Below are 24,278 nucleotides of genomic sequence, written 5' to 3'. Positions count from 1 at the left end.
GAATCTCTATCTCGAACGCCCTTAACGCCGGGAAACGCTCACAAACGCTCAAGATTTCGTCTCTATGTATGGATTGCAGCTTGTCCCGCTGCTCCGTTTGGACGCAGATCATCTTGTTTATTCCCTCAAAGCTCCTTCGCGCATTTTCCGGCGACCGGCGCGGCAATGTCGGGATCATTTTCGCGCTCTCGCTTGTGCCGCTGCTGGGCATTTCCGGCATTGCGATCGATTACGGCATGATGGGCGTCTATAGGGGCAAGCTTCAGGCCGCGGCCGACACCGGCGCGCTTCAGGCAGGCAGGGAGCTCCGCCTTGCGCAGATGGGGTCCGCCGACTCCGTCCTTTCCATTGCCCGGAATTATGCGCTGTCGTCGCTGAACGGCGCGGACGGCCTCCTCAGCAACGCCGCCGTCGACGCGGCGCTCTCCAACGGCAAGACGGTCATCACAGTCTCGGTCACCGCGACCTACACGCCGTTGCTGTTCAAATCTCCGAGAGTGCAGTTGAGCGCCAAGGCGAGCGCCTCCGCCGTCGGCTACCCGATTTGCGCCCTGGCGCTGGAGCCGGCGGCGGCCAAAACCGTTTACGCTCAAACGCAAGCCCAAGTGACCGCGCAGTTCTGCGCGGTGCAGGCCAACTCCAAGGATCCGCACGCCATTTATACGCATGGCGCGGCGCAGCTCTCGGCCGGCGCCATTTGCTCGAGCGGCGGCGTCAAGGGCAAGTTCGCGCCGAAGCCGATCACCGATTGTCCTGTCGTACAGGATCCCCTCGCCTCTCGGCCCGCGCCGAGCGTAGGAGCCTGCGCCCATACGAACCAGATTGTGAGCGGCGGCACGCTGACGCTGATGCCGGGCGTCTATTGCGGCGGTCTCCACGTGACGGCGGGAGCGTCCGTCACGCTCTCGCCCGGCGTCTACGTCATGAGCGGCGGACCGCTCAAGGTCGATGGCGGTTCGAGCTTCACGACCAACGGCGCCGGCATTTTCCTGACCGGCGCCGGCGCGACGCTCTGGTTCGGGCAAGACACCACGATCAATCTCACCGCGCCGACCAGCGGTCCCCTGGCGGGCCTTCTCTTTTATGAGGACCGGGACGCGCCGGCGGGACAGGCCCATTACATCTACAGCGACAACGCGCCGACTTTGCACGGCACGATCTATCTGCCGAAGAACCAGCTCTATGTCGAAACGAGCAAGGACGTCTCCAGGGCCTCGGCCTTCACGATCGTCGTCGCCAATTCCCTATTTGTGAGCAAGGCGTCGAATCTGATCCTCAACTCCAATTACAAATCATCCGACATCCCCGTGCCCGGGGGTCTGAACCCGGGCTATGTTTATTTAAAGAATTAGCTTCGCCAAGAACCTGCCGGAGGGCGGGCGCGAGGCCCTCAATAAGTCTCAATAAGTCTTGTACACCCGGCGTCCTTCGATCATCTCGGCCGCGCCGACCAGCTTCCCGTCGGGACCATTGAAATAAGTCACGCCGCCGATCTTCGTCACGCTGCCGATCGGCCGGCCTCTTGCGTCGAAGAACTCCTGCGTGTCGCTATTTTCCGTTGATTTCGGCGCGACGCTTTCCCCCGCGGGTTCGGCGCGGGCCGGCGCGAGGGCGGCGAGAAACAGGGCGACGGTGAGAAATCTCCTCATGCTGCGAAACCTCCGATCTCGACGGTCGAGACTGGAACGCAATCGTCGGGCCAACGATTTTTAGTGAAAAATTAATACTTTCGAGGCGTCGCCGCGCAATATGCGCCTGAGAAATGTGCAGCCGCAAAAAGCTTGGGCGCCCGCAGGCGCCCAAAAAATAACGGCGCCAAGCGGCGCGCGTGGGTTAACGCAAACATTCTCCGCGCTGCGCCCATTCCGCCGTCTGAGCGTCGGCGGGCGTGGCGCCGGTGGCGTTGCAGGCTCTGAAGACGTCGCCTCGCGGCCCCATCGAGACCCCGGCCGGAAACTGCTCGACAGAAAGGTAAGAGCCCGAGTCGAGCGATCCGGAAATCTGCGCCTTGGCCGCCTTGACGGCGGGGCTCGTCGCGGAAGGCTGCGCGGACGGCAGATGATACCAGCGGGCGGCCGTCGTCAGATTGCACTCGCCTTGCGCCAGACTCTTCGAACAAACCAAAATCCAGGTCTGCATGCCGCCTTTCGCGAGCGCCGCTCCGGCGCCCGCTAACAGCAACGTCCCGACGAAGACAATCCTTTTCATGATCCGCGCGCCTCTGCTGCAACGATTCGATCGGACGACTCTAAAGCGAAAATACGGGCTGCAAGATGAAGCCCGGCGCCCGCGCTCGACCAATCCATCCCGCTACGAAGCTTCGCCGATTCAGAAATGTTGATCTTTCTTGCCCGCCGCGACGAGCGCCCGCGCGCGGTCGACCGCCTCGGGATGAGATTTTTCGAGCGCGCTCACGAGCGCCTCCAGCGACTCGATATGATCGATCGCTTCTTCGAGAGCGTCCGCGAAGCTTTGCAATTTGATGATCAGGCTTTCCTGCACCGGGGTCTCCAGCCGTCCATGAGGCCCGCGACTCATGGACGCGCGCGCTAATGGCGTATTGAATCGCTTGCGGACCTTCTCCACCCTAAACCGGCATGATCAGACCGCCAATCGCCAACGCCGTCCTCTTCTCGCTGCTCTTCGCCGTGATCGCCGGCGCGGCGGTCGTCATCGTCGGCTGAGTCGTCTTCCCCACCCCGCCTCGCCTCTAACCCGGTCGTAACCACGCTCGCGGACGCGGCTTGCGAAGGTTCGGCCGCGCGCACATATGCTGGCGGTTGAGAAGATTTGGGAGGAGTTGCAATGCGTAAAATTCTCATGATCCCGCTTTTCGTCGCCGCCGCCTCGCCGGCCTTCGCGCAGGGCACAGCGCAGGAGCGGTCCGCCTGCATGGGCGACGCCGTACGCTTCTGCAGCTCGGATATTCCTTTCGTCTCCGAAATCGAGAGCTGCCTCGAAGGGAACATGTCCCGGCTGAGCTCCGCCTGTCGCGCTGAATTTGCGCCGACACGAACGACAAAGCTTCAGGAAGAGCATTTTTATCGCTGACGCGATGGAATTCCCGACGATAGATCCGCTGGTCGCCGCGGGCGTGCTCGCGTCGACCGCGGCGACGGACGCCGTCTACGTTTTCTTCAACGCGGCGGTGTCGACGCGCCGGCGCGTCGCGGCCGCGAGCTGGAGCAGCGCCTGGTATCTGCTCTCGGCCTTCGCCGTCATCAGCTACACCTCCAACTGGGTCTATGTCCTCTTCGCCGCCGCGGGCGCCTGGATCGGCGGCTTCGCCTCCGTCACCGCGCTCGACTATGTGGCGCCGCCACTAAAAAAGCGGACGGAGGAGGATCAGCGTCCCTGAAGCTCGAGCGAGCGCCCGTCGCAATGTTTGAGCTTGGCGAGGAGTAGAACTTTCTTCATCGGAACCTGCCACTGAGACTTTTGCGCTGGCGACGCCAACCCGGCTGCGAGGCCAACACGCAAACCGGACAGACTGCGGCGGTTGCCGAGCTTTCGGGCCCGCTCTATCCTCCGGAAGCATTTTCCGCCGGCCTTCAGCGCGAAAACAGGGCGCGTTCGTGTTTAGCGCTTCTCGAAAAGGATCTTCAAATGTCCAACACCTCGGAAGAGACGCCCGCCGAACCGCATAAGGAGGCCGCGAAGCCGCAGGAAAGCGAGTCCGAAGGGTCTTGGGTGGCCGCGATCGAGGAAGGCATAGAGGAGATCAAGACGCAATCGGCGGAAGTGCTCTTCGTCGACGTGCTGAAGATCGACCTTCCCTACATCATCATGCTGTCGATGGCCGTGATCGGCATCGGCCTCGTCACCTTCACCGGCGAACCGATCGGCTTTTATTGGGAGCTGCTGACGATCGTCTATTGCGCGCTCTGCATCTATGTCGGCTGGCGTCACGCCGGGACGCGGCCGGAGCAGATCAAGCTGGTCTGGACGCAAGTGCTGCACTGGGCGGCCTTCCTCGCCGCGATGTGGCTGATATACACGCCGACCATGCGCGCGCTGGTCGACGTCAACGCCACGGGCCTCAATCTCATGGTCTTGCTCGCACTCGGCACATTCGTCGCGGGCGTGCATGCGGAGGCATGGCAGATCTGCGTCGTCGGCCTGATTCTCGCGCTCTTCGTCCCGGCGATGGCGATCGTTCAGCGGTCCTCGCTTTTCATCATGGTCGCGCTTCTCGGCTTGATTTTCGTCGCGGTCAGCCTGTGGATGACCTTCCACGCGCAACGCCGCGAGAAGGGGGAAGAGGTCGCGTAAAAGCGATAGCGATCTCAAGAAAAAAGCGGCGCCCGAAGCGCCGCTTTTTTTGTTCACGCGCCGTCGCGACGCTTGCGCCTGCCTCAGCTCGCATGCGCGGAAAGCGCCGCGCGGATCGCTTCGTCCTTCGACTTTTCGAAAGAGGTCCGCAGCACGGTTCCGCCCGCGCCTTTCAATCCTTCGAGAACCTTGTCGGTCGTCATCTTGCGCACCAGCACGAAAAGCGCCGCGCCGCCGGGCGGGATGACCTCCGCAGCCTCCTTCATGAATTTGTCGTCGATGCCGAAATCGGTGAGCGCGCCCGAGACCGCTCCCGAAGCCGCGCCAAGCGCCGCGCCGGCGAGCGGCATCATGAAGATGAGACCGATCAGCGCGCCCCAAAACATTCCGGAAACGCCGCCGATCGCGGTTGTGTTGAAAAGCTGGTTGAGCTTGATATGGCCTTCGGCGTCTTTGACGGCGACGACGGCGTCGCCCATCTCGATCAAATATTCCTTCTGCATGTCGAACAGCTTTTGCCTGACAGCCTCGGCTTTCGCTTCCGAGGGAAAAGCGATGACGAGCAAATCATTCATGAGGACTCTCCCGATGTCGCCGCGACGTGATGGCGCGCCGCACTTCTCGATCTAGTCGAGCGGGATGAATTTACAATGCAAGCGCTGGCTTGAACGCGACCTGCGGAAGAAAAGAGAAAAGGCGTTTATCAAAAGCTTACCCGCGCGGCGCCGCTCATCTCGCGGCATCGGCGGGTAAAGAGACGTCCAGCTGGGAGACAGGACCAATCTCAAAAGCTTCTATTTCTCGCCCTGCAGCGGCTCTTGACGTGCGCCGGAACCCGGCGCGGCGCGGCGAACCAGAAGGCCAGGGGCGAAAGCAGCGACGCCGCTATGAGAAGATTGGCGATCATTGGCTTTGCCTCCGTTGTTTTAGTGGGCCGCCCGCGCCAAAGGGCGCGGGCGGCTTTGTCCGCGATTACTCGGTGAGGAGGGCGACGCCTTCCTTGCCGACCAGCGCATGGATGCGCATCAGGATCTGCAGAACCACGCCGAACACGCCCAGCGCCATCCAGCCGAAGAACACGAAGCCCCAATGCAGCGGAGCCACGAACAGCTCTTCCATGAACCAGAAGGTGTGGCCCCACTCGTTCAGGCCAACGTTCGGGATGATCATGAACGGGCCAATGGCCACGATCAGGAACGCCAGCGAGTAGCCATGAGCGAAATACGGAATGCGGGTCTTCGCATAGAAGAACGCGCCAACCGCGATCACCGAATAAATCGGGTAGCTCATGTAGAACTCGATGATGTGCGACGGCGTGAAGTCCGTGTCGCGAATCACCGTCATGTGCCAGGTGCCGTCCTGCTCCGTGAAGAACGACGCGCCCCAGTAAATGGCGATGCCGTAAACGACGAGCCACTGCACCAGAACGACCAGGCGGCGCATCTCTTCGCGCGGCGAAACCGCGTCGACGTTGCGGTCGCGCGTCTTCCACAGATAGCCGGCGAGGCCAAGGCCCGAAACCAGCTCAAGCGGGATCTCGGTCCAAAGGATCGACATCCAGTAGGTCTGGAACTCCGGCGCGAACGAATCAAGGCCGGCGCGCCAGCCATAGATCTGCTCGTAAATGCGCACGATCAGATAAAACGTGTTCAGCAGAGCCAAGCCAATCCACATGCCACGCAGATCGACTACGGACTCTACCTCAGCAGCTGCGCCAGCAGCTGCGCCAGCAGCTGCGCTAGTCGTCGAGCTCATTAGTCAACTCCTCCATATTGAGAGCTCTCGAGGGGTTTCCCCGAAGCTGTCGCATCATGCTTTCTATGCAGCCGGACAACAGTGACTTTGTCGCCAATATAGCGGCAAAAACCGCCATCGCCCGATGGGCGCAATCCGTTGATTTGGCGCTGCGACATTCCATTGATCGCCCAAAGAGAAAGGCCCGGCTCGCGCCGGGCCTTTCATCTTTCCTTGTTGGCCGCTCAGATCGGCTGCGGAGCGACGCCGCCGACATCCGGCTCTGGCGATCCGCCGGCGGTTGGGACGGCGGAGCCGCGCGGGGGCTGCGGGGCGGAGGAGCTGGTGTCCTCGCGCACCGGGCGCTTGCCCTGCAACAGACCCTTCATCTCCTCGCCCGTCAGCGTCTCGAACTCCAGGAGCCCGTTGGCGATGGTGTCGAGCTGCGCCCGCTTCTCGGTGAGGATCGCCCGGGCCTTGTCGTAAGCCTCCTGCACCAGACGACGCACCTCCGCGTCGATCGTCTGCTGCGTCTGCTCCGACAAAGTCTGCTGACGCCCCAGCGAATAGCCCAGGAACTGCTCCTGCTGCGGCTCCGCATAGGCCACCGTCCCCAGCTTGTCCGAAAAGCCGAGCTGCGTGATCATCGCCCGCGCCACCCGCGTGCATTGCTGGATGTCCGACGCCGCCCCGGACGTCACCTTGTCATGGCCGAAGATCAGCTCCTCCGCCACCCGGCCGCCCATCGCGATCGCCAGCATCGCCGTCAGCTGCTCATAGGTCTGCGACACCTGATCGCGCTCCGGCAGGCCCTGCACCATGCCCAGCGCCCGGCCGCGCGGGATGATCGTCGCCTTGTGGATCGGCATCGCCCCCGGAACCGTCAGCTGAACCAGCGCATGGCCGCCCTCGTGATAGGCCGTGAGCTTCTTCTCCTCCTCCGTCATGGAGAGGGTCCGGCGCTCCGCGCCCATCATGATCTTGTCGCGCGAATCCTCGAACTCCTGATTCGTGACGATCCGCTTCGAGCGCCGCGCCGCCAGCAGCGCCGCCTCGTTGACGAGGTTCATCAGATCCGCGCCCGAAAAGCCCGGCGTGCCGCGCGCCACCACCTTCAGGTCCACATCCGGCGCCAAAGGCACCTTGCGGGCGTGAACCTTGAGGATCTTCTCGCGGCCGATGAAGTCCGGGTTCGGCACGGTGATCTGGCGGTCGAAGCGGCCCGGCCGCATCAAAGCCGGGTCGAGCACGTCCGGACGGTTCGTCGCGGCGATGAGGATGATGCCCTCATTCGCCTCGAAGCCGTCCATCTCGACGAGCAACTGGTTCAGCGTCTGCTCGCGCTCGTCATTGCCGCCGCCGAGGCCGGCGCCGCGATGACGGCCGACCGCGTCGATCTCGTCGACGAAGATGATGCAGGGCGCGTTCTTCTTGGCCTGCTCGAACATGTCGCGCACGCGGCTCGCGCCGACGCCGACGAACATCTCGACGAAGTCGGAGCCCGAAATCGAGAAGAACGGCACCCCCGCCTCGCCGGCGATGGCGCGGGCGAGCAGCGTCTTGCCGGTGCCGGGCGGGCCGACCAGCAGCACGCCGCGCGGAATGCGCCCGCCAAGGCGCTGGAACTTGCCCGGATCGCGCAAAAACTCCACGATCTCCTGCAAATCCTCCTTCGCCTCGTCGACGCCGGCGACGTCCTCAAACGTCACCTTGCCGGCCATTTCGGTCAGCAGCTTGGCCTTGGATTTGCCGAAGCCCATCGCGCGGCCGCCGGCGCCGCCCTGCATCTGGCGCGCCATGTAAATCCACACGCCGATGAACAGCAGCAGCGGCAGACCGTTCACGAGCAGCGTCGACAGCCAGCCGGGATTGTCGCCCGCGGGCTTCGCGCTGATCTGAACCTTCTTCGCCTCCAGCTTCTGCACAAGCGACGGATCGTTCGGCGAATAGGTCGTGAATGTGCGGTTGTCGTTGAAGTGTCCCGAGATCTCGTTGCCGGCGATCGTCACGTCGTGCACGCGGCCTTCGTCGATCTGCACCAGCAGTTCACTGAAGGTAATTTCACGCGCAGGCGTGCGGGATTGCTGATGTTGGAACATGGCCAACAGGATTCCCGCGACGGCGACGAAGACGACCCAAGGCAAATATTTCTTCCAATTCGCCTTCATTTCCACCTCCTAGGGCGTGACCTCGCAGAAATTCTGACAACGTCATCGCTCGGATTACATCATTGGGCGGAGGACGGATGCCCTCGCCTTTTCCCAAGATGAGGTTGGGGTCATCCTAGGTCAGGATGGCGAAATAGCCAAATCGAGTCCATAATTCGCCAAAAAAAAGAATTCGGTGAGGAGGATGATCAAGATCGTCATCGTCGGATTGGACGGGTGTCTGGGGTCCGCGTTCCTCGGCCTTTCCGATCTTCTCACGCTCGCGCGCCGCGCAATATTGGCGGCGATTCCGCCGGGCGATACCGTGGGCGCGCCGGATTTTCAGGTCGTCACGGCCAGCGCCGGCGGCCGGCCGGTCCGCGACGGAGCCGGCGGCGCTCTCGACGTAAAGGCGTCGTTCGACGAGATCGCCCTCTGCGACGCGGTCATCGTTCCGAGCTTCGCGCCCGAAGCCGACGGCAGGGCGCCGGAAATGTCCGCATTCGCCGCCGCGGCGGCATGGCTGCGGCGCCATCACTCGCGCGGCGCGCTGATCGGCGGTTGCGGATCGGGCGTCTTTCTTCTCGGCGAAGCGGGTCTGCTCGAGGGACGCCGCTGCACGACGAGCTGGTGGCACCATGAAGACCTGAAGAAACGTTATCCACGCGCCGACACAGCATGGGGCGCGCGCCTCATCGACGACCGGCGCGTCGTCACCGCCGCTGGCCCTCTCTCCTGGATCGACGTCGGATTGCACGTCATCCGCACGCTCTGCGGCCAGGAAGCGGGACGCATCGCGGCGGATTTCACGCTGGGCGAAGCGGCGCCCGCCAGAGGCGCCGCGCGCGGCGCGGCATATACGCCGAATGTGCTCAGCGGCGGCGCGGACGCTTTTCTCGCCGACGCCGAGCGGATCGTCAGACAATCCGACGCCGCGTTCAACGCACAGGATCTCGCAAAGGCGCTCTCGACTTCCGAACGCACGCTGCATCGCAGATTGAAGCAGGCATGCGGCGAGTCGCCCAAGACTTTCATCGATCGCATTCGCGTCGAAACCGCGCGCACGCTTCTCGAGACCAGCGCCAAGCCGGTGAAGAAGCTCGCGGCCAGCGCCGGCTTTATCGACGAGGCGAGCTTTCGCCGCGCCTTCCGTCGTTACGCCGGGATGGCTCCCTCAGCTTACCGGATCTGGGCGAAGGCGAGGAGCCAACCCAAGGCGCAGATGTTTTCGGTGCGGAAAGAGTCGGAGATCATCCCGGAAATCCTCACGACTATTCTCGATAGCTGCGTCAACGGCGTGACCCTGGCCGATCCCGACCTCGACGACGCCCCAATCGTCTATGCGAACAAACGATTCGAACTCATTACCGGCTACGACCCCGAAGAGATTATCGGCCGCAATTGCCGCTTCCTGCAGGCGGAGGACCGCGACCAGGAAGGACTTCGGCGGTTGCGCGAAGCGATCAGGAACCGGCAGCCGGTCGACGTGATCTTGCGCAATTACCGGAAGAGCGGAACCCTCTTCTACAACAAGCTGAACGTCACGCCGCTTTTCGACGCCCAAGGCAAGCTCATCTACTTCCTGGGCGTGCAATATGACGTCACCGACCAGATTCGCGCGGAGACGGAAATTGGCGACCTGAAAGCCAAGCTTCAAGCAATCGCTTGATTTTAATCAGGCGTCGTCGCCAAGTCCAAGAGTGATCGTCATTGCAATGCGGCGTGATGTCGCGGGTTGCGGATTTTGCTGGTTTTGACGCCCCTGCTTGCTGTGGCGTAGCCGAGTCTCGCCGCGATGCGTTCTTGCAGCGCAGCAACTTTTCCCGCTTGCGCCTTTTTCGATCCGGGTGCGTTATTTCGTCGCGCCATCGGTTAGAACCCAGAAAGCGGGCGCCGGGGCCAACGTCCAAGGCAGAGGGAAGCGCCATGAATTCTTTCACCGCCATCGTCTCTATTCTCGCCGCCGCCGCCGCCGTCACCTTCGCGATCACCGCTTACGTGAACTGAGCGAACGGTCGGAGCGACCAGTCGACGCGCGGCGCGGGGGCGGACGCGCGTCGTCTCTCATCTCGCTATCGGCGCGCCGATCGCGCCGGGGCCTTCCGCACCTGCGGAGCGCTTGGCGGCTTCTTGGATGCAGCGATCCGTGAGCGCCGCCGCCGCAAGGGGGCGGCTTCTACTTTCTGCGCCAGCGTATCTATGTCCCGGACGAGCCGACGCAGCCAATCCAGACTTTTGTCGGACCGGGCGCGCGCTTCGTAAAACGCATCCTCTTCGATCCGCCCTCGACAGCAACATCTGCACGACGTCTGCCGTCGCCGGTAGGTCTCTTCGATCCTCGAGTCGAACAGCCTGAAATTCTGATCAGTCAATACATGAATCATTGAACGCCCCAGCTCATGAGTTCATCCTTACAGTCGCGTCTTTAGATTGCGAACCGCGTCCGCATCGTCTCGACGATCGCCGGCTCGAAGGAAATCTGGTTCACCCCTGCAAGCGAACGCACGCGCGCGTCCCACTCGTCCCCCACTTCGTAAAGGACCGCGTAGGTCTCGACGCCGCCGATCATTTGCGGCGGGCCGAGCGGCTCTCCGGCGCAGCCGACCCGAGCCAACATGCGGTGCATTGCGCGGTCATAGACCGTGACGACATGGGTAAGCGCCGCCGCCTTGCCGATCTCATTGAGCGCCATTCCCAGCTCCGCCGTGGCGCGGCCGATCGTCGGCCCGTCAAGACGGCCGTCGCCGGTCATACGGACGGTGAAGCGGCTCGACTCCCAGATCAGCGGGCTGTGAATGCGCGCCCCATCCGGCAGCAATTGCGGGAAAGTGTCGTTCAGCATGTTGAAGCCGGTCGTCGGCAGCAATCGCAAACCGCCGACGACCCGCTCGGTTTCGTCCAGCGCCAGGACATAAAGCGGATCGAGCGCGTCGTAACCGTCGATCTCCCAGCGATTGATGACCGTCACCTGCCATTTGAGGCGCTCGTGAAACACATTGCGCCGCAATTTGTGCATTTCGTCAATCAGCCGGGGATAGCGCCCGCGCCATTCCCCCGGAATAATCCTGATCATCCCCAACCCCTTATCAGTTTCTGACAAGGAGAATTTGATTGAAAGTCAGTAGGTTATCACCTCCCAAAAATGGGAGGTCAGCCGCGCTTCTTCGGTATCAGATGGGTCGGTTCATAAGACATGTTGATGAGGCCGAGCGCCAGCGCCTTGGCGACAGTATGCATTGTGTTGGCTGTATTTAGGCGCGCCCGGGCCGACTCCAGATGGAAGCGCACCGTGTGCGAGGTGATGCCCAGAATGCGCCCGATTTCCTCATCGGTCTTGCCGAGCGCCTTCCAGCGCAAACAGCTTGCTTCCCGCAAAGGGAGATGCACCGCCGTCTCTTCAGCGACGCCGCAGGACCGCAAAGCGGCGGCGTGGAAATTGAAAGCGACCACCATGAGATCGCGCAGGAGTTCGCGTTTCATGGCGCGCCATTCCGCCGGCGATTCGTTGGACGTAATGGTGAAGAGAGCGAATTCGCCGAGCCTTCCGCGAATCGGAATGGACAGGCCGTTGGAGCCGACGTCGAGCTCCTGCGCTTCGCCGAAAAACTTCCGGATGATTGGATCGCCGCGGTCGATATCGGCCCAGTCGATCGGAAGTATGCCGCCAAGGCCCGAGCGCACGATGGGGTCGAGATCGACATAGCCATTCTGAGCATAATGCTTCTGCCATTCCGGCGAGTAGGTCACGGATAGAAGCGGCCGCGGCGCGCCGGGAGTCGGCATATTGAGGGCCGCATAGGCGACGTTGCAAAGCCCCCAGTGCTTTGCAAAGTCGTCGATGATTTTCGACGCCAGATCAATGCGATCGGAAGAGGCCAAGCGGTCGATCAAATCGAAGAAATCATCGGGATGCACGAAATATCCCCGTTCCTCAAATTGCCAAGCACAAGTTAGGCGATCACAATTACAGACAATTCCTTAGAAAAACCAAAAAGCCCGGCCTTTCGGCCGGGCTTTTCTTTTCGAGACGCGACGTCTCTTAGTATTTCGCAACAACCGGGGCAGCCGCCCAGTTGAAGTGGTAGTTCGCGCCCGCGCGGACGATATTGCCGTTGAAGCGCGCGCTCACCTGCGAGGCGTTCAGCCACCAGGGCTGGCCAACCGGGCCGGCCAAGGCGATCGAGCCCGTCGGCGCGAGATTGTACGTCACCGAGCCGAGATCGAAATACAGATATTCGACTTTCGCGGACCAGTTCGGCATGAACATCCACTCGACGCCGCCGCCGGCCGTCCAGCCGACGCGCGTGTCGGAGAAGGCGCCAGCCGAACCCCAGGCGGCCGACAGCCCCGAGAGCGCCGGATAGGCCGGGTTCGTCGAGAAATAGGCCGCCGACGAGCTTACGCCGCCATAGGCCAGACCGCCCGTGCCGTAGACGAGCAGCGTCGGGGTCGCCAGCCAGCCGAGGCGACCGCGAACCGTGCCGATATAGTCGAGGCTCTGAGAAACCGAGAAGGAGGTGGTGATCGGCGTGCCCGTCGCGCCCGAACCGGGACCGACAAGAGCGGCGCCAGCGCCGGTGCGGCTGCCGCCGCTCGCCGCAACGCCCTGGATGTCGGCTTCGATGCCAACCAGGAAGTTGTTGTAGAACTGGTAGTTGTAGCCGATCTGGCCGCCACCGATAAAGCCGCCATTATTGCCGCCGCCGATGATGCCCGAAGCGCTGAGCGCCGCCGGGCCGGCGTGAGCGGCGATGATGCCGGCGGCCGGGCCGGCCGGATTCGTGAAGATCGGCGTGGAGCCGATGGTGACGGAGTTGCTGCTGGCCCAGCCGCCGCCGGCGTTCAGACCAACATAGAAGCCCGTCCACAGCGGCGGCGGGGGCGGCGGCGGAAGGACCGGCGGGCCCTTGCGCGAGGGAAGGTCCGCGGCGAGCGCGGAGCCGGCGGTCAACGCCAGCGCAGCAAACGAAAGAGCAAACTTTTTCATACCTGCCTCATCTTTAACTCAGAGGACGATCAGTCCGCCTCGCTCGAAGAACCCTTGGACCCGGGCGCGAAGAACGCTCCTTTGATCCGCCCCGGTTCTGAGGCTTGAGACGCGCATAGTCAAAGCAAAGGGGGACGCTTTCGCCTTACTGCCGCCCCTTTCTCGCCAACTGTGGCGCCAAAGACACAAAAAGCCCGGCCTTTCGGCCGGGCTTTCTTCTTTGACGAACCGCAGGCTGGAAGCCGGTTCGCTCAGTATTTCGCGACGACCGGAGCCGGAGCGCCCCAGTTGAAGTGATAGTTGACGCCGGCGCGGACGATGTTGCCGTTGAAATGCGTCGTCGACTGAAGGGCGGTCGCGGCGATCAGCGCCGCGGGGGCGGCGATCGTGGCGGTGCCGTTCGCGGTCACATTGCCCAGATCGTAGTAAAGATACTCGACCTTCGCCGACCAGTTCGGCCAGAACATCCACTCGACGCCGCCGCCGGCCGTCCAGCCCACGCGCGTGTCGGAGAACGCCGTCGCGCCGAAACCGGGGAAGGCGCCGAAGGTCGGCGCTTCAACGCCCACCCAAGCCGTGTTCATGCTGACGCCGCCATAGGCCAGACCGCCCGTGCCGTAAAGCAGCAAAGTCGGCGTGGCGAGCCAGCCAAGACGGCCGCGAACCGTACCGATATAGTCGAGGTTGCGACGGGAAACCGTCGCGCCCGAAACGACTTCGCCGGGGAAGCCGATGACCGGCGCGGCGGAGAAGCTGGGGGCCGAATTTGACGACGAACCGGCGATGCCCTGGATGTCGGCTTCGATGCCCACAACGAAGTTGTTGTAGAACTGGAAGTTGTAGCCGATCTGGCCGCCGCCGATGAAGCCGCCATTGCTGCCGCCCGTCGAATAGGAGCTGCCGGCGATGGCGAAAGCGTTCGCCAGCGGCACAAAGCCTGCCGGGTTAACCAGCGGGCTCGCAACTGCGAGCGGGCCGCCAACGGTCTGGATGGCGGTCGAGTTGGCCCAGCCGCCGCCGGCGTTCAGACCGACATAGAAGCCCGTCCACAGCGGCGGCGGGGGCGGCGGCGGCGGAAGGACCGGCGGGCCCTTGCGCGAGGGAAGGTCCGCGGCGAGCGCGGAGCCGGCGGTCACCGCCAGCGCAGCAAGGGAAAGAGCAATCTTTTTCATACCTGCCTCATCTCTAATTCGGAGGGCGAACAGCGCCCCTCGCTAAAAGAACCCGTAAGACCACGCGCGGAACGCGCTCCCTAGCCGTCGACTGTTTTGAGGCCTGAGACGCCTGACGTCAAAGCGAAGACGGCCAATTTCGCCTCGCCGCCGTCGCTTTCTTCGCCGACTGTGGCGCCAAAGACACAAAAAGCCCGGCCTTGCGGCCGGGCTCCTCGCTCGAAACGTAAATTTCGCTCAGTATTTCGCGACGACCGGAGCCGGAGCGCCCCAGTTGAAGTGATAGTTGACGCCGGCGCGGACGATGTTGCCGTTGAAGCTGGTCGACGTCTGCGTGGCGTGCGCCCACAGCGGGGTGGCGGGCGCGAGCAGGGCCAGACGGGAGCCGGCGCTGTAGGTCACGGTGCCGAGGTTGTAGTACAGATACTCGACCTTCGCCGACCAGTTCGGCCAGAACATCCATTCGACGCCGCCGCCGGCCGTCCAGCCAACGCGCGTGTCCGAGAAAGCGCCGGCCGAGGTCGTGCCGAAATTGTCGACGAACGGCACGTCGGCCTGCTGGAAGATGCCCGTGGTCGAGTTGACGCCGCCATAAGCCAGACCGCCCGTGCCGTAGATCAGCAGGGTCGGCAGGGCGAGCCAGCCGAGACGGCCGCGAACCGTGCCGATATAGTCGAGGCTCTTGGAGACCGAAATGCCGGTGACCGAGTTGATGCCGGCGAAGGTCGTCGGGAGCACGGTGAGCGCGGACTGGCCGCTGCCGCTCGTCGCGACGCCCTGGATATCGGCCTCGAGGCCCACAACGAAGCTGTTGTAGAACTGATAGTTGTAGCCGATCTGGCCGCCGCCGAGGAAGCCGCCATTGCTGCCGCTCGACAGCGAACCGGTGCCGCCGGCCGAGACGTTGAGCCACTCGGAAACGCCGAACGGCGACAGCGGCAGGAGCGGATTGCCCAGCGGGCTGGTCACGACATTGGTCGTGGTGCTGCTGGACCAGCCGCCGCCGGCGTTCAGACCGACATAAAAGCCCGTCCACAGCGGCGGCGGGGGCGGGGGCGGAAGGACCGGCGGGCCCTTGCGCGAGGGAAGGTCCGCGGCGAGCGCGGAGCCGGCGGTCAGCGCCAAAGCGGCGACCGAAAGAGCGACTTTCTTCATTCCAGCCTCTTAAACAAATTTCATCGGAGCGCACCCAAGCGTACGACTCCAACGCTGTTGCCAGGCTCGGCCGGAAAACGAATCCCCGCCTTGAGCCATGACCCATCAATCGAATTCGCCCTTCGCACAGTCAATCAAAACTCAGGCGCAATCCGGTCTTGGCCTGCGGTTTCATTGAAGCTGTTGCACCGATGTCACGCCTTCGTCTTCGAGCCGTCCAAAAACTGAGCAGATTGGCGGCGGACGCCGCAGGGGCGCGCCGAAACGGCCGCCCTCCGAAGAGCGCCCCCAAGGCGCCCACTGATTCGGGCCGCCGCGCAACTTCGGCGCGCGAAAAGGACGGCGAAGCGTTCCCTTGCCAAGAGACGGACGCTTTGGCATATGTCGCTTGCCGTGCGCCGAAATGGCGCACGAACGGAGACGTGGCCGAGAGGCTGAAGGCGACGGTTTGCTAAATCGTTATAGGGGAAACCCTATCGTGGGTTCGAATCCCACCGTCTCCGCCAGCCGCGCACCGGCCGCGACAGTGGGCCCCGGCTGCGACAATGGCGCCCCTGAGATCCGCGACTGAGGGTTCGGCCATGGATGATTTGGGCAATAACAACTTCCTCATCAACGCCTTGATCGGCTTCGCCCTGGCGCTGCTCGTGTCCTTCGCCTATGTGTGGTTCGGCGGCTGATCAGCCGATCGCCAGATAGCCGCTGAAGAAGGCGACTCCCATCACGATCGCCGACAAAGCGAAGAGCGTCGTACGGATTCGCCTCGGCGGGTGATCGCTCCCGTCCTCCAGCAGACGCGCCGTCTGTAAAAAACGAATCGTCGCGATGACGATCATGAGAACGCCTGCGCCGACCAGCGCCATTCCGCCATATCGGCCGCTCGGCGTCGCAAACTGGCGAAATCCGTGCATCGCCGGCGCTGCGCCCGAAGCGGACGCCAGCGCAATCAGGAACAGATTGAAACGCTCGATCACGAAACCGAGCGCGACCACCGCGATTCCGGTGCGGACCCAGGCGAGAAAAGTCCTCTCATTCGCGGCGTAATTCGTAAAATCGCGGATCATCGGCGCACCCCTTTCCCTCGACAGGCTGTAGACCGACCGTCATTGAAGCCACGACGTCGAATGCCTATAACATCGGAGGCGCGGCGAAGCTGCGGCGCCAGAGGCCACAAAACATTCGCGAGAAAAAATGCCCTGGAGCGATCAAGGCGGCCCGCGCAATCAGAACAATAATCCCTGGGGCCAGCCCGGCGGGCCATGGGGCCAGGGACCCGGCGGCGGTCAGCCGCCCGACCTCGAGGAATTGCTGCGCCGCAGCCAGGAAGGTCTCAAGCAGTTCCTTCCGACCGGCTTTGGCGGCGGCGGTCTCGCTATCCTCGTTCTGCTCACTTTGCTCGCCTGGCTGTTTTCCGGCTTCTACACGGTCGGCCCGAACGAGATCGGCCTCAACCAGATCTTCGGGAAGTATCGCGGCAAGACGCAGGCCGGCCTCAATTACAACCTGCCCGCCCCTATCGGCTCGGTGATCAAGCTCGCCGTCACGGACCGCAATGTCACCGATGTCGGCTTCCGGGAGGAAGGCCACGCCGACGGTCGCCGCCGCAACAGCCAGGCCGTTCGGCTTGGTCCCGAAGCGCCCGAGGAAAGCCTGATGCTGACCGGCGACGAGAACATCGCCGACGTCAAATTCCGCGTCGTCTGGCAGATCGATCCCTCGAAGCCGGAGGATTACGCCTTCAATGTCGCCAATCCGCAGACCACGGTGAAGGCTGTCGCGGAAAGCGCAATGCGCGAGATCGTCGGCCAGTCACAGATCCAGAAGATCCTCACCGCCGACCGCAAGGTGATCGAGCCCGCCTGTCAGGCGCTGATGCAGAAGATTCTGGACGACTATCACAGCGGCGTGCTGGTGCTGCAGGTGTTGCTGCTGTCCGTCGATCCGCCGCAGCAGGTTATCGCCGCCTTCCGGGACGTCACCGCCGCGCAGCAGGACGCGCAGCGCATGCGCAACGAGGCGGACGCCTATGCGAACCGGGTCGTGCCGGAAGCGCGCGGCGCCGCCGCCCGCATCGAGCAGGAAGCGGAAGCCTATCGGGAACAGACCGTCGCCGAGGCCCGCGGCCAGGCGGCGCGTTTCGAAAAGATCTACGACCAGTACAAGAACGCGCCCGCGCTCACCCGCCAGCGCCTTTACATCGAGACGATGGAGCGCGTTCTGGGCGGCGCCGAGAAAGTGATTCTCGACGACCCGGCCAAGGGCGGCGCCTCGGTCGCGCCCTTCGTTCCCCTGCCCTCCTTCGCGCCCTTTCAGGGAGGTCAGAAGTGAAGAACGGCTTTCTTTTCGTCTTCGCCCTTCTGGCGGCGATCGCCTTCGCCGCTTTGGGCGGGGCGCTTTTCACCGTCGATCAGACGGAACAGGCGCTCGTCCTCCGCTTCGGCGAGCCGGTCGCGGGACGCGGGCTCATCACCGAGCCCGGTTTGCATTTCAAGCTGCCGCTCATTGAGAACGTGGTCACTTTCGACAATCGCATTCTCGACGTCGAAAGCCCGAATCTCGAAGTGCTCGCCGCCGACAATCAGCGACTCGAAGTCGACAGCTTCATTCGCTACCGCATCATCGACTCGCTGAAATTCTATCAGTCGGTGAACAGCGTGCAGGGCGCCAACAATCAGCTCGGCTCGGTGCTGAACTCCGCCGTGCGCCGCGTGCTGTCAGAGGCGAATCAGCAGCAGATCGTGCGCGACGAGCGCTCCGCGCTGATGGCGAAGATCAAGCAGCAGGCCGATACCGAAGGGCGCCGCTTCGGCGTCGAAGTGGTGGACGCTCGCATCCGCCGGGTCGACCTGCCGCAGCAGATTTCCGAAAAGGTCTTCGGGCGCATGCAGACCGAGCGGCAGCGGGAGGCCGCCGAATATCGCGCCCAGGGCTCCGAACAGGCGCAGAAAATCACCGCCAAGGCCGATCGCGACGTGGTGGTGCTCAAGGCTGAAGCGCAGCAACAGGCCGATCAGGTGAAGGGCGAGGGCGACGCCGAGCGCAATCGCATCTTCGCCGAAGGTTTCGGAAGAGATCCGGACTTCTTCGCTTTCTATCGCTCGATGCAGGCTTATGAGACCGCCTTCAAGCCGGGCGAAACGCGCTTCCTCGTCAGTCCGCGATCCGAATTTTTCCGTTTTTTCTCGGCTCCCGACGGCGTTTCGACGCCAAAAGCGGCTGAGCTTTCCCCCGCCCCGACGCAAAAACGATAGGCGCTGGAAGGCGGCGGCGATGGTCGACGGACAGCTGCCGCCCGAGTAAATGTAATAAAATCAGATAACTGGCGCAGGCCTCGTTTTTCTGCGACATTGCGCCGGAATTTTTGTCCCAGGAGACAGCACGCATGATGTCCGCATTTCGTCGCGCCGCTCTGGCGCTCGCGACGGCCTCCTCTCTGTGGCTCGCCGGCCCGGCTTTCGCCAAGGGTCCCGATTCGCTCGCCGATCTCTCGGCGCAGGTCTCCGACGCGGTCGTGAATATTTCCGCGACCCAGACCGTGGACGCCAAGCGCGGCAAGGGCGGCGGCGAAATGCCGGGCATGCCGCCGGGGATGGGGCCGGGCCAGCCTTTCGACGACCTCTTCGAAGAGTTCTTCAAGCGCCGTCAGGGCCAGGGCGTGCCGGACATGCCGCGCCAGCGCAAATCCTCGTCGCTCGGCTCCGGCTTCGTGATCGACCCGGCCGGCATCGTCATCACCAACAATCACGTCGTCGCCGACGCGAATGAAGTGACTGTGATTTTCAACGACGGCCAGAAGCTGAAGGCGGAGATCATCGGCAAGGATCAGAAGGTCGACGTCGCCGTTCTGAAGGTGAAGCCGGAGAAGCCGCTGAAGGCGGTGAAGTTCGGCGACAGCGACAAAGCGCGCGTCGGCGATTGGGTGCTCGCGGTCGGCAATCCCTTCGGCCTCGGCGGTTCGGTCACGGCGGGCATCGTCTCGGCGCGCAACCGCAATATCGACAGCGGCCCCTACGACAATTACATCCAGACGGACGCCTCCATCAACAAAGGCAATTCCGGCGGTCCGCTGTTCAACCTGGACGGCGAAGTCATCGGCATCAACACGGCGATCCTTTCGCCTTCGGGCGGTTCAGTCGGCATCGGCTTCGCGACGCCCGCCAACACCGTCATGCCGGTGATCGAGCAGCTTCAGCAATATGGCGAGACGCGCCGCGGCTGGCTCGGCGTGCGCATCCAGAATGTCGACGACGCGATCGCGGAGACGCTCAATCTCGGCGCGGTGCGCGGCGCGCTGGTCGCCGGCGTCGACGACAAAGGTCCCTCCAAGCCAGCCGGCATCAAGGCCGGCGACGTGATCGTGAAATTCGACGGCAAGCCGATCAAGGAGTCGCGCGACCTGCCGAAGCTCGTCGCCGCGACGCCCGTCGGCAAGGACGTGGAGCTCGTCGTCATGCGCAGCGGCAAGGAGGAGACCAAGAAGGTCAAGCTCGGCCGCCTCGAGGATGGCGAGAAGGTCGCGTCGAAAGAATCGGGCGACAAGGACAAGCCGGAATCGACGGGCCCCTCGTCGCAGAGCGCCCTCGGCATGGAGCTCTCCCGCCTGACCGACGATCTGCGCGCGCGTTTCCAGATCAAGGAAGCGGTGAAGAGCGGTGTGCTGATCACCTCTGTCGATCCCTCCTCCAACGCGGCCGAGAAACGGTTGCAGGCGGGCGAGATTCTTCTCGAGGTCAACCAGGAGCCGGTGAACGATCCGGCTGACGCCGTGAAGAAAATCAAGGCGCTGAAGGAGGCAGGCAAGAAGACCGCCCTGCTTATCGTCGCGAACGGGGCCGGCGACGCGCATTTCGTAGCGCTGCCGGTGGAGTAAGCGCCCGGCGCCGCCGCGCGCTCGAACTGAGGACGAACGATGGCGCCGCGCATCATTCCCACCGTTTGGTATGCGGAGAAGGCGGAGGAAGCCGCCGCCTTCTACGCCTCGCTCCTCCCCGATTCACGGGTGGACAGCGTCAGGGCCCTCCCCGCCGACAGCCCCAGCGGCCCGGCGGGTTCGGTCAAGATCGTCGAGTTCACCCTGCTCGGCCGCCCCTTCATGGCCTTCAGCGCGGGACAATTCGAATCTTTCAATCACGCGATCTCCTTTCAGGTCGAGTGCGATGACCAGACGGAAATCGACCGCCTGTGGAATGCGCTTGGAGAGGGCGGGGAGTTCGAACAGTGCGGCTGGCTGAAGGACCGCTACGGGCTTTCCTGGCAGATCGCGCCCAAAGCGCTCGCCGAGATGATGAAGGACGCCGACCCCGCGCGGGCCCGGCGCGTCGCCGAGGCGATGCTGAAAATGAAAAAGCTCGATCTGGCGGCGCTGCGGCGCGCTTACGACGGCGCCTGACCGCTCAAGCGACAAATTCCTCGCGCCGATATCCCTGCGCGTAAAGCAGCGCCGTCAAATCCGCGTGGTCCACGCGCGCATGGGCCGCTTCCGCCACTTTCGGCTTGGCGTGATAGGCGACGCCTAGGCCCGCTTCGCGCAGCATGTCGAGATCGTTGGCGCCGTCGCCGATGGCGAGCGTCGCGTCGTGCGCCAGCCCGAGACGCTCGCGCAACCCCGCGAGCGCGGCGCGCTTGCCTTCCCTGCCCTGCACGGGATCCTTCACAACGCCCGTCAGCGCGCGATCGACAATCTCCAGCCGGTTCGCGAATGTCTCGTCGAAACCGATGCGCGCGGCGACAGGTTCGGTGAAAGGCGTGAAGCCGCCCGTGACGAGCGCCGCATACGCGCCATGCGCGCGCATGGCCTGCACCAGAGCGCGGGCGCCGGGCGTGAGCGTGATGCGCGCAGCCAGCATCTCGATCTGATCCAGCGTCACGCCCGCGAGAAGCGCGACGCGTTCGCGCAAAGCCGTCTCGAAATTCAGCTCGCCTGCCATGGCGCGCTCGGTGATGACGGAGATGCGGTCGCGAATGCCGACCAGCCCCGCAAGCTCGTCAATGCATTCCTGCTCGATCATCGTCGAGTCCATATCGGCGACGAGCAGCTTCTTGCGGCGCCCCTGGACGGGCTGGACGACGACGTCGAACGTTTGTCCGGTAAGCGACGCCTGAAGGCGCGCACGCGATGAAACGAGATCGTCGCTTTCAAAAAATGCATCGCATGCGATGTCGGCGGCGAGCCAATCTAGAGAGAAGGCCGCAGCGCCGCCGTCCTGTAACGCGCGACGGATCGCCGCCTCGCAGAGCGACGCGCCCCGCCCCGCGACAAAGGTCGCGACGAGCTTCATGTGGCGCCTTTTGGCCGAGCGCCCTCATCCTGAGGAGCGAGCGAAGCTCGCGTCTCGAAGGACGAGGTCGCGACAACTCGCTCCTTTCCTCGACCTTCGAGACGCGCGCCAAACTGCGCGCTTCTCGGGATCGGAAAAGGCGATGTCGCTCCCAAAAGGATGGCCTTTGACATCTCGCTCATTTGCGCCGCAATAGCGTCATGACCGCACGCGCCTTTCTCATTGCAGGTCCGACCGCCTCGGGCAAGTCCGCCCTCGCTTTGCAGCTGGCGAAGCGCATTGGCGGCGCGGTGGTCAACGCCGATTCCATGCAGGTCTATCGCGACCTGCGCATCATCACGGCGCGGCCGACGCCGCAGGAGGAAGCGGAAGCGCCGCATCTGCTGTTCGGCCATGTCGACGCCGGCGTGAACTATTCCGTCGGCCGCTATCTCGCCGATCTTGCAACGACTCTCGATGAACTCGATGCAAAAGGCGTAACGGCGGTTCTGACGGGCGGCACCGGCATGTATTTCAAATCGGCGCTTTACGGCCTTTCCGACATTCCGGCCGTGCCGGAAGACGTACGCGCGAAAGTTCGGGACGCCGCGCAGGAAAAGACCCCGCAAGAGCTGCATGCCGAGCTCGCGGCCAAGGATCCGGAGACCGCGGCGCGCCTGCGCCCCACCGATCCGCAGCGAATTTTGCGCGCGCTGGAAGTTCTCGCAGCCACGGGCAAGCCGCTCGCTTCCTTTCAAGGGCCGCGCAGCGCGCCTTTGCTCGACGTCGCGCGATGTCCGGCTTTCTTTCTGGCGCCGGAACGCGAGACGCTTTACGCCCGCATCGACGCGCGGTTCGACAGGATGATGGAGACGGGCGCGCTCGAGGAAGTCGCATGCCTACGCGACAGAGGGCTCGACCCGGCGCTCCCAGCCATGCGGGCGCATGGCGTGCCCGGCCTCGTCGCTTATCTCGACGGACATGCGACGCTCGATGAAGCGATCATGCGCGGCAAGATCGACACGCGACGCTACGCGAAGCGCCAATTCACTTTCGCGCGGCATCAATTGCCGAGCTTCAAATGGCTTTCCGGCGCGGCGATCGGGGCGGAGGCCGAAGCCGCATGTTGCGCCTTCGGGCGCTGATCGACGAAGATCTGGAACAGCGAAAGTCCGAATTCCATCGCGATGAGCACGATGATGATCCATTCGAGCCGCACCGAACGGTCGGCGTCGATGAGATCGGTGAGCGCGCGCGCCGTTTCGCCGATCACGTCGATCTTCGCATTGAGCGTGCGCCCGCGCGCTTCGAGTTCATATTCATCTTCGAGACGCGCATAGAGACGTTCGAGATCGGGCCTGTCCCACAAGACGTCTGGCTTGTCCTCGACGGCGACGCGGCCCGAAACGCGATGGCGCACGAGCAAGGTCTGCCCGATGAGTTCGAGCATGGCCTTGCGGCGCCAGGGCGGCCGGCCTTTGCTCGCAAGCTCCGCGGCGAAAGGTTCGACCGTGTCGAAGACCGCGTTCACGCGCCTTTCGTCGCGCGCCAGCGCAACGCTCTTCGCAAGCGCGTCCGCGATAACCAGGAGCCGCGCCTCCGAAAGATCCTTCACCGCAAGGCGGCCATTGGGCAGCGCCTTGTCTTCGCCCTCATGCGCGGTCTCGATGACGAGCGTCTCGTCGTCGCCGCGCGAGGCGCCGGCGACGCGCGCGCCGATCTTGGTGACGATCTCGTCCTCCTCGAGCGGCGACAGGCCGAAGAGCACCGCGACGCCGAAGCGATAGAGCACGGCGAAGCCCGCCTGCCCCGCATGAAAGGCGAGCGGCGCGGTCGACACGAGGTCAGCGCGTTCGAGCCCCATCGTGTCGATGCGCTCGCCGAGCAGCAATGCGCGCGCAGTGATCGTCTGCGTGGCGGTCGATGCGTCCCTATATCCGATGTCCGTCATTATCAGCCTGTCATAAGCGCCATTCGGGGCCTTGTCGCGGCGGCGCCAAATTGGGTTTCATGCATGCCTTGCACGACGGCATTAAAAACGCTAGCTAGCGCAACAATGCGCGCGGAGCTTCCGCGGAGCTTCCAAGGTACCCCTCATGACTTACGTCGTCACGGAAAACTGCATCAAGTGCAAATATATGGATTGCGTGGAAGTGTGTCCGGTGGACTGCTTCTACGAGGGCGAGAACATGCTCGTCATCCATCCGGACGAATGTATCGATTGCGGCGTCTGCGAGCCGGAATGCCCGGCCGAGGCCATCAAGCCGGATACGGAGGAAGGGCTGGAGAAGTGGCTTCAGCTCAACGCCGAGATGGCGCAGAACTGGCCGAACATCACCATCAAGCGCGAGCCGCCGGCCGACGCCAAGGAATGGGACGGCAAACCCGGCAAATACGAGGCGCATTTTTCGTCTGAAGCCGGACAGGGCGACTGATCAGGAACGGCGCCCGTCTTATGGGCGCCGATTCGCACCACGTTAACAATTAGGCGCCAGCTCGGGCGCGGCAAATAGTTTCCACATCCTTAACGAACAGAAATAGCTAACGTTCTCCA

The 24,278-nt window shown here is 63.5% G+C and carries 25 protein-coding genes and 1 tRNA gene; 12 read left to right on the top strand and 14 right to left on the bottom strand.

All coding sequences use genetic code 11. The features are described from left to right. Nucleotides 1–80 precede the first annotated feature (80 nt). Complete coding sequence (locus tag MMG94_RS01755; RefSeq protein WP_244415272.1) at nt 81–1,352, top strand: TadE/TadG family type IV pilus assembly protein; 1,272 nt, start codon at nt 81–83, stop codon at nt 1,350–1,352. Between the two features lie 48 nt (nt 1,353–1,400). Here MMG94_RS01755 and MMG94_RS01750 read toward each other — a convergent pair whose 3' ends face one another. From MMG94_RS01750 to MMG94_RS01740, 3 genes are all read right to left on the bottom strand, one after another. Then, complete coding sequence (locus MMG94_RS01750) at nt 1,401–1,649, bottom strand: hypothetical protein (RefSeq protein WP_016919328.1); 249 nt, start codon at nt 1,647–1,649, stop codon at nt 1,401–1,403. Nucleotides 1,650–1,833: 184 nt separating this feature from the next. After that, entirely contained in the window at nt 1,834–2,208 is a 375-nt protein-coding gene (locus MMG94_RS01745) for a hypothetical protein (RefSeq protein ID WP_016919329.1), read from the bottom strand. A 120-nt stretch (nt 2,209–2,328) separates the two neighbouring features. Further along, nucleotides 2,329–2,538, bottom strand: coding sequence for a hypothetical protein (locus MMG94_RS01740; protein WP_154420083.1), 210 nt, complete (start codon nt 2,536–2,538; stop codon nt 2,329–2,331). 267 nt (nt 2,539–2,805) lie between these two features. Here MMG94_RS01740 and MMG94_RS01735 point away from each other — a divergent pair, with 267 nt between their 5' ends. The 3 genes from MMG94_RS01735 (at nt 2,806) to MMG94_RS01725 (ending at nt 4,272) form a co-directional block, all read left to right on the top strand. Then, nucleotides 2,806–3,051, top strand: a complete 246-nt coding sequence (locus tag MMG94_RS01735) for a hypothetical protein (protein ID WP_016919331.1) — start codon at nt 2,806–2,808, stop codon at nt 3,049–3,051. 4 nt (nt 3,052–3,055) lie between these two features. Next, nucleotides 3,056–3,358: a hypothetical protein gene (locus MMG94_RS01730; RefSeq protein ID WP_016919332.1), complete on the top strand. Its 303-nt coding sequence runs from the start codon at nt 3,056–3,058 to the stop codon at nt 3,356–3,358. Between the two features lie 248 nt (nt 3,359–3,606). Beyond that, on the top strand, nt 3,607–4,272 hold the full coding sequence (locus MMG94_RS01725; protein WP_026016153.1) for a hypothetical protein: 666 nt from the start codon (nt 3,607–3,609) through the stop codon (nt 4,270–4,272). 83 nt (nt 4,273–4,355) lie between these two features. Here the strand turns inward: MMG94_RS01725 and MMG94_RS01720 are convergent, their stop codons facing one another. From MMG94_RS01720 to ftsH, 3 genes are all read right to left on the bottom strand, one after another. Then, nucleotides 4,356–4,847, bottom strand: coding sequence for a DUF1269 domain-containing protein (locus MMG94_RS01720; protein ID WP_016919334.1), 492 nt, complete (start codon nt 4,845–4,847; stop codon nt 4,356–4,358). Nucleotides 4,848–5,244: 397 nt separating this feature from the next. Next, the gene (gene amoC / locus MMG94_RS01715) at nt 5,245–6,027 is read right to left on the bottom strand and encodes a bacterial ammonia monooxygenase, subunit AmoC (RefSeq protein WP_026016154.1); all 783 of its coding nucleotides are present in this window, start codon (nt 6,025–6,027) and stop codon (nt 5,245–5,247) included. Nucleotides 6,028–6,251: 224 nt separating this feature from the next. Continuing rightward, nucleotides 6,252–8,174 (bottom strand): ATP-dependent zinc metalloprotease FtsH, encoded by a 1,923-nt coding sequence (ftsH, locus tag MMG94_RS01710; RefSeq protein ID WP_154420085.1) that lies wholly within the window; start codon nt 8,172–8,174, stop codon nt 6,252–6,254. Between the two features lie 184 nt (nt 8,175–8,358). On the opposite strand from ftsH, the gene MMG94_RS01705 reads away from it, so the two are divergent. Next, a complete protein-coding gene (locus tag MMG94_RS01705; protein ID WP_016919364.1) occupies nt 8,359–9,822 on the top strand; it encodes a GlxA family transcriptional regulator in 1,464 nt (487 codons plus the stop codon). 756 nt (nt 9,823–10,578) lie between these two features. On the opposite strand, the gene MMG94_RS01700 is transcribed toward MMG94_RS01705, so the two are convergent. From MMG94_RS01700 to MMG94_RS01680, 5 genes are all read right to left on the bottom strand, one after another. Continuing rightward, nucleotides 10,579–11,226 carry an acyl-homoserine-lactone synthase gene (locus MMG94_RS01700; protein ID WP_020372427.1) on the bottom strand — a complete coding sequence of 216 codons (648 nt, stop codon included), beginning with the start codon at nt 11,224–11,226 and terminating at the stop codon, nt 10,579–10,581. A 77-nt stretch (nt 11,227–11,303) separates the two neighbouring features. Continuing rightward, nucleotides 11,304–12,068: a LuxR family transcriptional regulator gene (locus tag MMG94_RS01695; RefSeq protein WP_016919362.1), complete on the bottom strand. Its 765-nt coding sequence runs from the start codon at nt 12,066–12,068 to the stop codon at nt 11,304–11,306. 124 nt (nt 12,069–12,192) lie between these two features. Further along, nucleotides 12,193–13,140 (bottom strand): outer membrane protein, encoded by a 948-nt coding sequence (locus MMG94_RS01690; RefSeq protein WP_016919361.1) that lies wholly within the window; start codon nt 13,138–13,140, stop codon nt 12,193–12,195. Nucleotides 13,141–13,391: 251 nt separating this feature from the next. After that, nucleotides 13,392–14,312, bottom strand: a complete 921-nt coding sequence (locus MMG94_RS01685; RefSeq protein WP_016919360.1) for an outer membrane protein — start codon at nt 14,310–14,312, stop codon at nt 13,392–13,394. Nucleotides 14,313–14,549: 237 nt separating this feature from the next. Beyond that, nucleotides 14,550–15,467, bottom strand: a complete 918-nt coding sequence (locus MMG94_RS01680; RefSeq protein WP_016919359.1) for an outer membrane protein — start codon at nt 15,465–15,467, stop codon at nt 14,550–14,552. A 416-nt stretch (nt 15,468–15,883) separates the two neighbouring features. Here MMG94_RS01680 and MMG94_RS01675 point away from each other — a divergent pair. Further along, nucleotides 15,884–15,973 (top strand) — tRNA-Ser (locus tag MMG94_RS01675). Between the two features lie 174 nt (nt 15,974–16,147). Here the strand turns inward: MMG94_RS01675 and MMG94_RS01670 are convergent. Continuing rightward, on the bottom strand, nt 16,148–16,531 hold the full coding sequence (locus tag MMG94_RS01670; RefSeq protein ID WP_016919356.1) for a YidH family protein: 384 nt from the start codon (nt 16,529–16,531) through the stop codon (nt 16,148–16,150). 127 nt (nt 16,532–16,658) lie between these two features. Here MMG94_RS01670 and hflK point away from each other — a divergent pair, with 127 nt between their 5' ends. The 4 genes from hflK to MMG94_RS01650 all read left to right on the top strand — a co-directional run bounded on the left by hflK (nt 16,659) and on the right by MMG94_RS01650 (nt 20,856). After that, nucleotides 16,659–17,795, top strand: coding sequence for an FtsH protease activity modulator HflK (hflK, locus tag MMG94_RS01665; protein WP_016919355.1), 1,137 nt, complete (start codon nt 16,659–16,661; stop codon nt 17,793–17,795). Beyond that, entirely contained in the window at nt 17,792–18,718 is a 927-nt protein-coding gene (gene hflC, locus MMG94_RS01660) for a protease modulator HflC (RefSeq protein WP_016919354.1), read from the top strand. The genes hflK and hflC overlap by 4 nt, the downstream gene beginning before the upstream one ends. A gap of 131 nt (nt 18,719–18,849) precedes the next feature. Continuing rightward, entirely contained in the window at nt 18,850–20,337 is a 1,488-nt protein-coding gene (locus tag MMG94_RS01655) for a DegQ family serine endoprotease (protein ID WP_016919353.1), read from the top strand. A 39-nt stretch (nt 20,338–20,376) separates the two neighbouring features. Next, nucleotides 20,377–20,856, top strand: coding sequence for a VOC family protein (locus MMG94_RS01650; RefSeq protein ID WP_016919352.1), 480 nt, complete (start codon nt 20,377–20,379; stop codon nt 20,854–20,856). Between the two features lie 4 nt (nt 20,857–20,860). On the opposite strand, the gene serB is transcribed toward MMG94_RS01650, so the two are convergent. Further along, the gene (serB, locus tag MMG94_RS01645) at nt 20,861–21,745 is read right to left on the bottom strand and encodes a phosphoserine phosphatase SerB (protein ID WP_154420087.1); all 885 of its coding nucleotides are present in this window, start codon (nt 21,743–21,745) and stop codon (nt 20,861–20,863) included. A 200-nt stretch (nt 21,746–21,945) separates the two neighbouring features. Here serB and miaA point away from each other — a divergent pair, with 200 nt between their 5' ends. Beyond that, on the top strand, nt 21,946–22,869 hold the full coding sequence (miaA, locus tag MMG94_RS01640) for a tRNA (adenosine(37)-N6)-dimethylallyltransferase MiaA (protein ID WP_026016157.1): 924 nt from the start codon (nt 21,946–21,948) through the stop codon (nt 22,867–22,869). Here miaA and MMG94_RS01635 read toward each other — a convergent pair. After that, nucleotides 22,788–23,675 (bottom strand): RMD1 family protein, encoded by an 888-nt coding sequence (locus tag MMG94_RS01635; protein ID WP_016919347.1) that lies wholly within the window; start codon nt 23,673–23,675, stop codon nt 22,788–22,790. The genes miaA and MMG94_RS01635 overlap by 82 nt on opposite strands. 145 nt (nt 23,676–23,820) lie before the next feature. On the opposite strand from MMG94_RS01635, the gene fdxA reads away from it, so the two are divergent. Next, complete coding sequence (fdxA, locus tag MMG94_RS01630) at nt 23,821–24,159, top strand: ferredoxin FdxA (RefSeq protein ID WP_016919346.1); 339 nt, start codon at nt 23,821–23,823, stop codon at nt 24,157–24,159. Nucleotides 24,160–24,278 lie beyond the last annotated feature (119 nt).

Origin of the sequence: Methylocystis parvus OBBP (assembly GCF_027571405.1) — a bacterium.
Lineage (GTDB): Bacteria > Pseudomonadota > Alphaproteobacteria > Rhizobiales > Beijerinckiaceae > Methylocystis > Methylocystis parva.
This window is presented reverse-complemented; position numbering and strand designations above follow the sequence as displayed.

What these genes read in the sequence shown, in the direction of transcription:
- MMG94_RS01725 (WP_026016153.1), top strand. Translation starts at nt 3,607, where the DNA reads ATGTCCAACACCTCGGAAGAGACGCCCGCCGAACCGCATAAGGAGGCC.
- miaA (WP_026016157.1), top strand. Translation starts at nt 21,946, where the DNA reads ATGACCGCACGCGCCTTTCTCATTGCAGGTCCGACCGCCTCGGGCAAG.
- amoC (WP_026016154.1), bottom strand. Translation starts at nt 6,027, where the DNA reads ATGAGCTCGACGACTAGCGCAGCTGCTGGCGCAGCTGCTGGCGCAGCT.
- MMG94_RS01680 (WP_016919359.1), bottom strand. Translation starts at nt 15,467, where the DNA reads ATGAAGAAAGTCGCTCTTTCGGTCGCCGCTTTGGCGCTGACCGCCGGC.
- MMG94_RS01705 (WP_016919364.1), top strand. Translation starts at nt 8,359, where the DNA reads ATGATCAAGATCGTCATCGTCGGATTGGACGGGTGTCTGGGGTCCGCG.
- fdxA (WP_016919346.1), top strand. Translation starts at nt 23,821, where the DNA reads ATGACTTACGTCGTCACGGAAAACTGCATCAAGTGCAAATATATGGAT.
- MMG94_RS01650 (WP_016919352.1), top strand. Translation starts at nt 20,377, where the DNA reads ATGGCGCCGCGCATCATTCCCACCGTTTGGTATGCGGAGAAGGCGGAG.
- MMG94_RS01685 (WP_016919360.1), bottom strand. Translation starts at nt 14,312, where the DNA reads ATGAAAAAGATTGCTCTTTCCCTTGCTGCGCTGGCGGTGACCGCCGGC.
- MMG94_RS01740 (WP_154420083.1), bottom strand. Translation starts at nt 2,538, where the DNA reads ATGAGTCGCGGGCCTCATGGACGGCTGGAGACCCCGGTGCAGGAAAGC.
- MMG94_RS01720 (WP_016919334.1), bottom strand. Translation starts at nt 4,847, where the DNA reads ATGAATGATTTGCTCGTCATCGCTTTTCCCTCGGAAGCGAAAGCCGAG.
- MMG94_RS01700 (WP_020372427.1), bottom strand. Translation starts at nt 11,226, where the DNA reads ATGATCAGGATTATTCCGGGGGAATGGCGCGGGCGCTATCCCCGGCTG.
- MMG94_RS01655 (WP_016919353.1), top strand. Translation starts at nt 18,850, where the DNA reads ATGATGTCCGCATTTCGTCGCGCCGCTCTGGCGCTCGCGACGGCCTCC.
- MMG94_RS01690 (WP_016919361.1), bottom strand. Translation starts at nt 13,140, where the DNA reads ATGAAAAAGTTTGCTCTTTCGTTTGCTGCGCTGGCGTTGACCGCCGGC.
- MMG94_RS01670 (WP_016919356.1), bottom strand. Translation starts at nt 16,531, where the DNA reads ATGATCCGCGATTTTACGAATTACGCCGCGAATGAGAGGACTTTTCTC.
- ftsH (WP_154420085.1), bottom strand. Translation starts at nt 8,174, where the DNA reads ATGAAGGCGAATTGGAAGAAATATTTGCCTTGGGTCGTCTTCGTCGCC.
- serB (WP_154420087.1), bottom strand. Translation starts at nt 21,745, where the DNA reads ATGAAGCTCGTCGCGACCTTTGTCGCGGGGCGGGGCGCGTCGCTCTGC.
- MMG94_RS01730 (WP_016919332.1), top strand. Translation starts at nt 3,056, where the DNA reads ATGGAATTCCCGACGATAGATCCGCTGGTCGCCGCGGGCGTGCTCGCG.
- hflK (WP_016919355.1), top strand. Translation starts at nt 16,659, where the DNA reads ATGCCCTGGAGCGATCAAGGCGGCCCGCGCAATCAGAACAATAATCCC.
- MMG94_RS01735 (WP_016919331.1), top strand. Translation starts at nt 2,806, where the DNA reads ATGCGTAAAATTCTCATGATCCCGCTTTTCGTCGCCGCCGCCTCGCCG.
- MMG94_RS01635 (WP_016919347.1), bottom strand. Translation starts at nt 23,675, where the DNA reads ATGACGGACATCGGATATAGGGACGCATCGACCGCCACGCAGACGATC.
- MMG94_RS01745 (WP_016919329.1), bottom strand. Translation starts at nt 2,208, where the DNA reads ATGAAAAGGATTGTCTTCGTCGGGACGTTGCTGTTAGCGGGCGCCGGA.
- MMG94_RS01750 (WP_016919328.1), bottom strand. Translation starts at nt 1,649, where the DNA reads ATGAGGAGATTTCTCACCGTCGCCCTGTTTCTCGCCGCCCTCGCGCCG.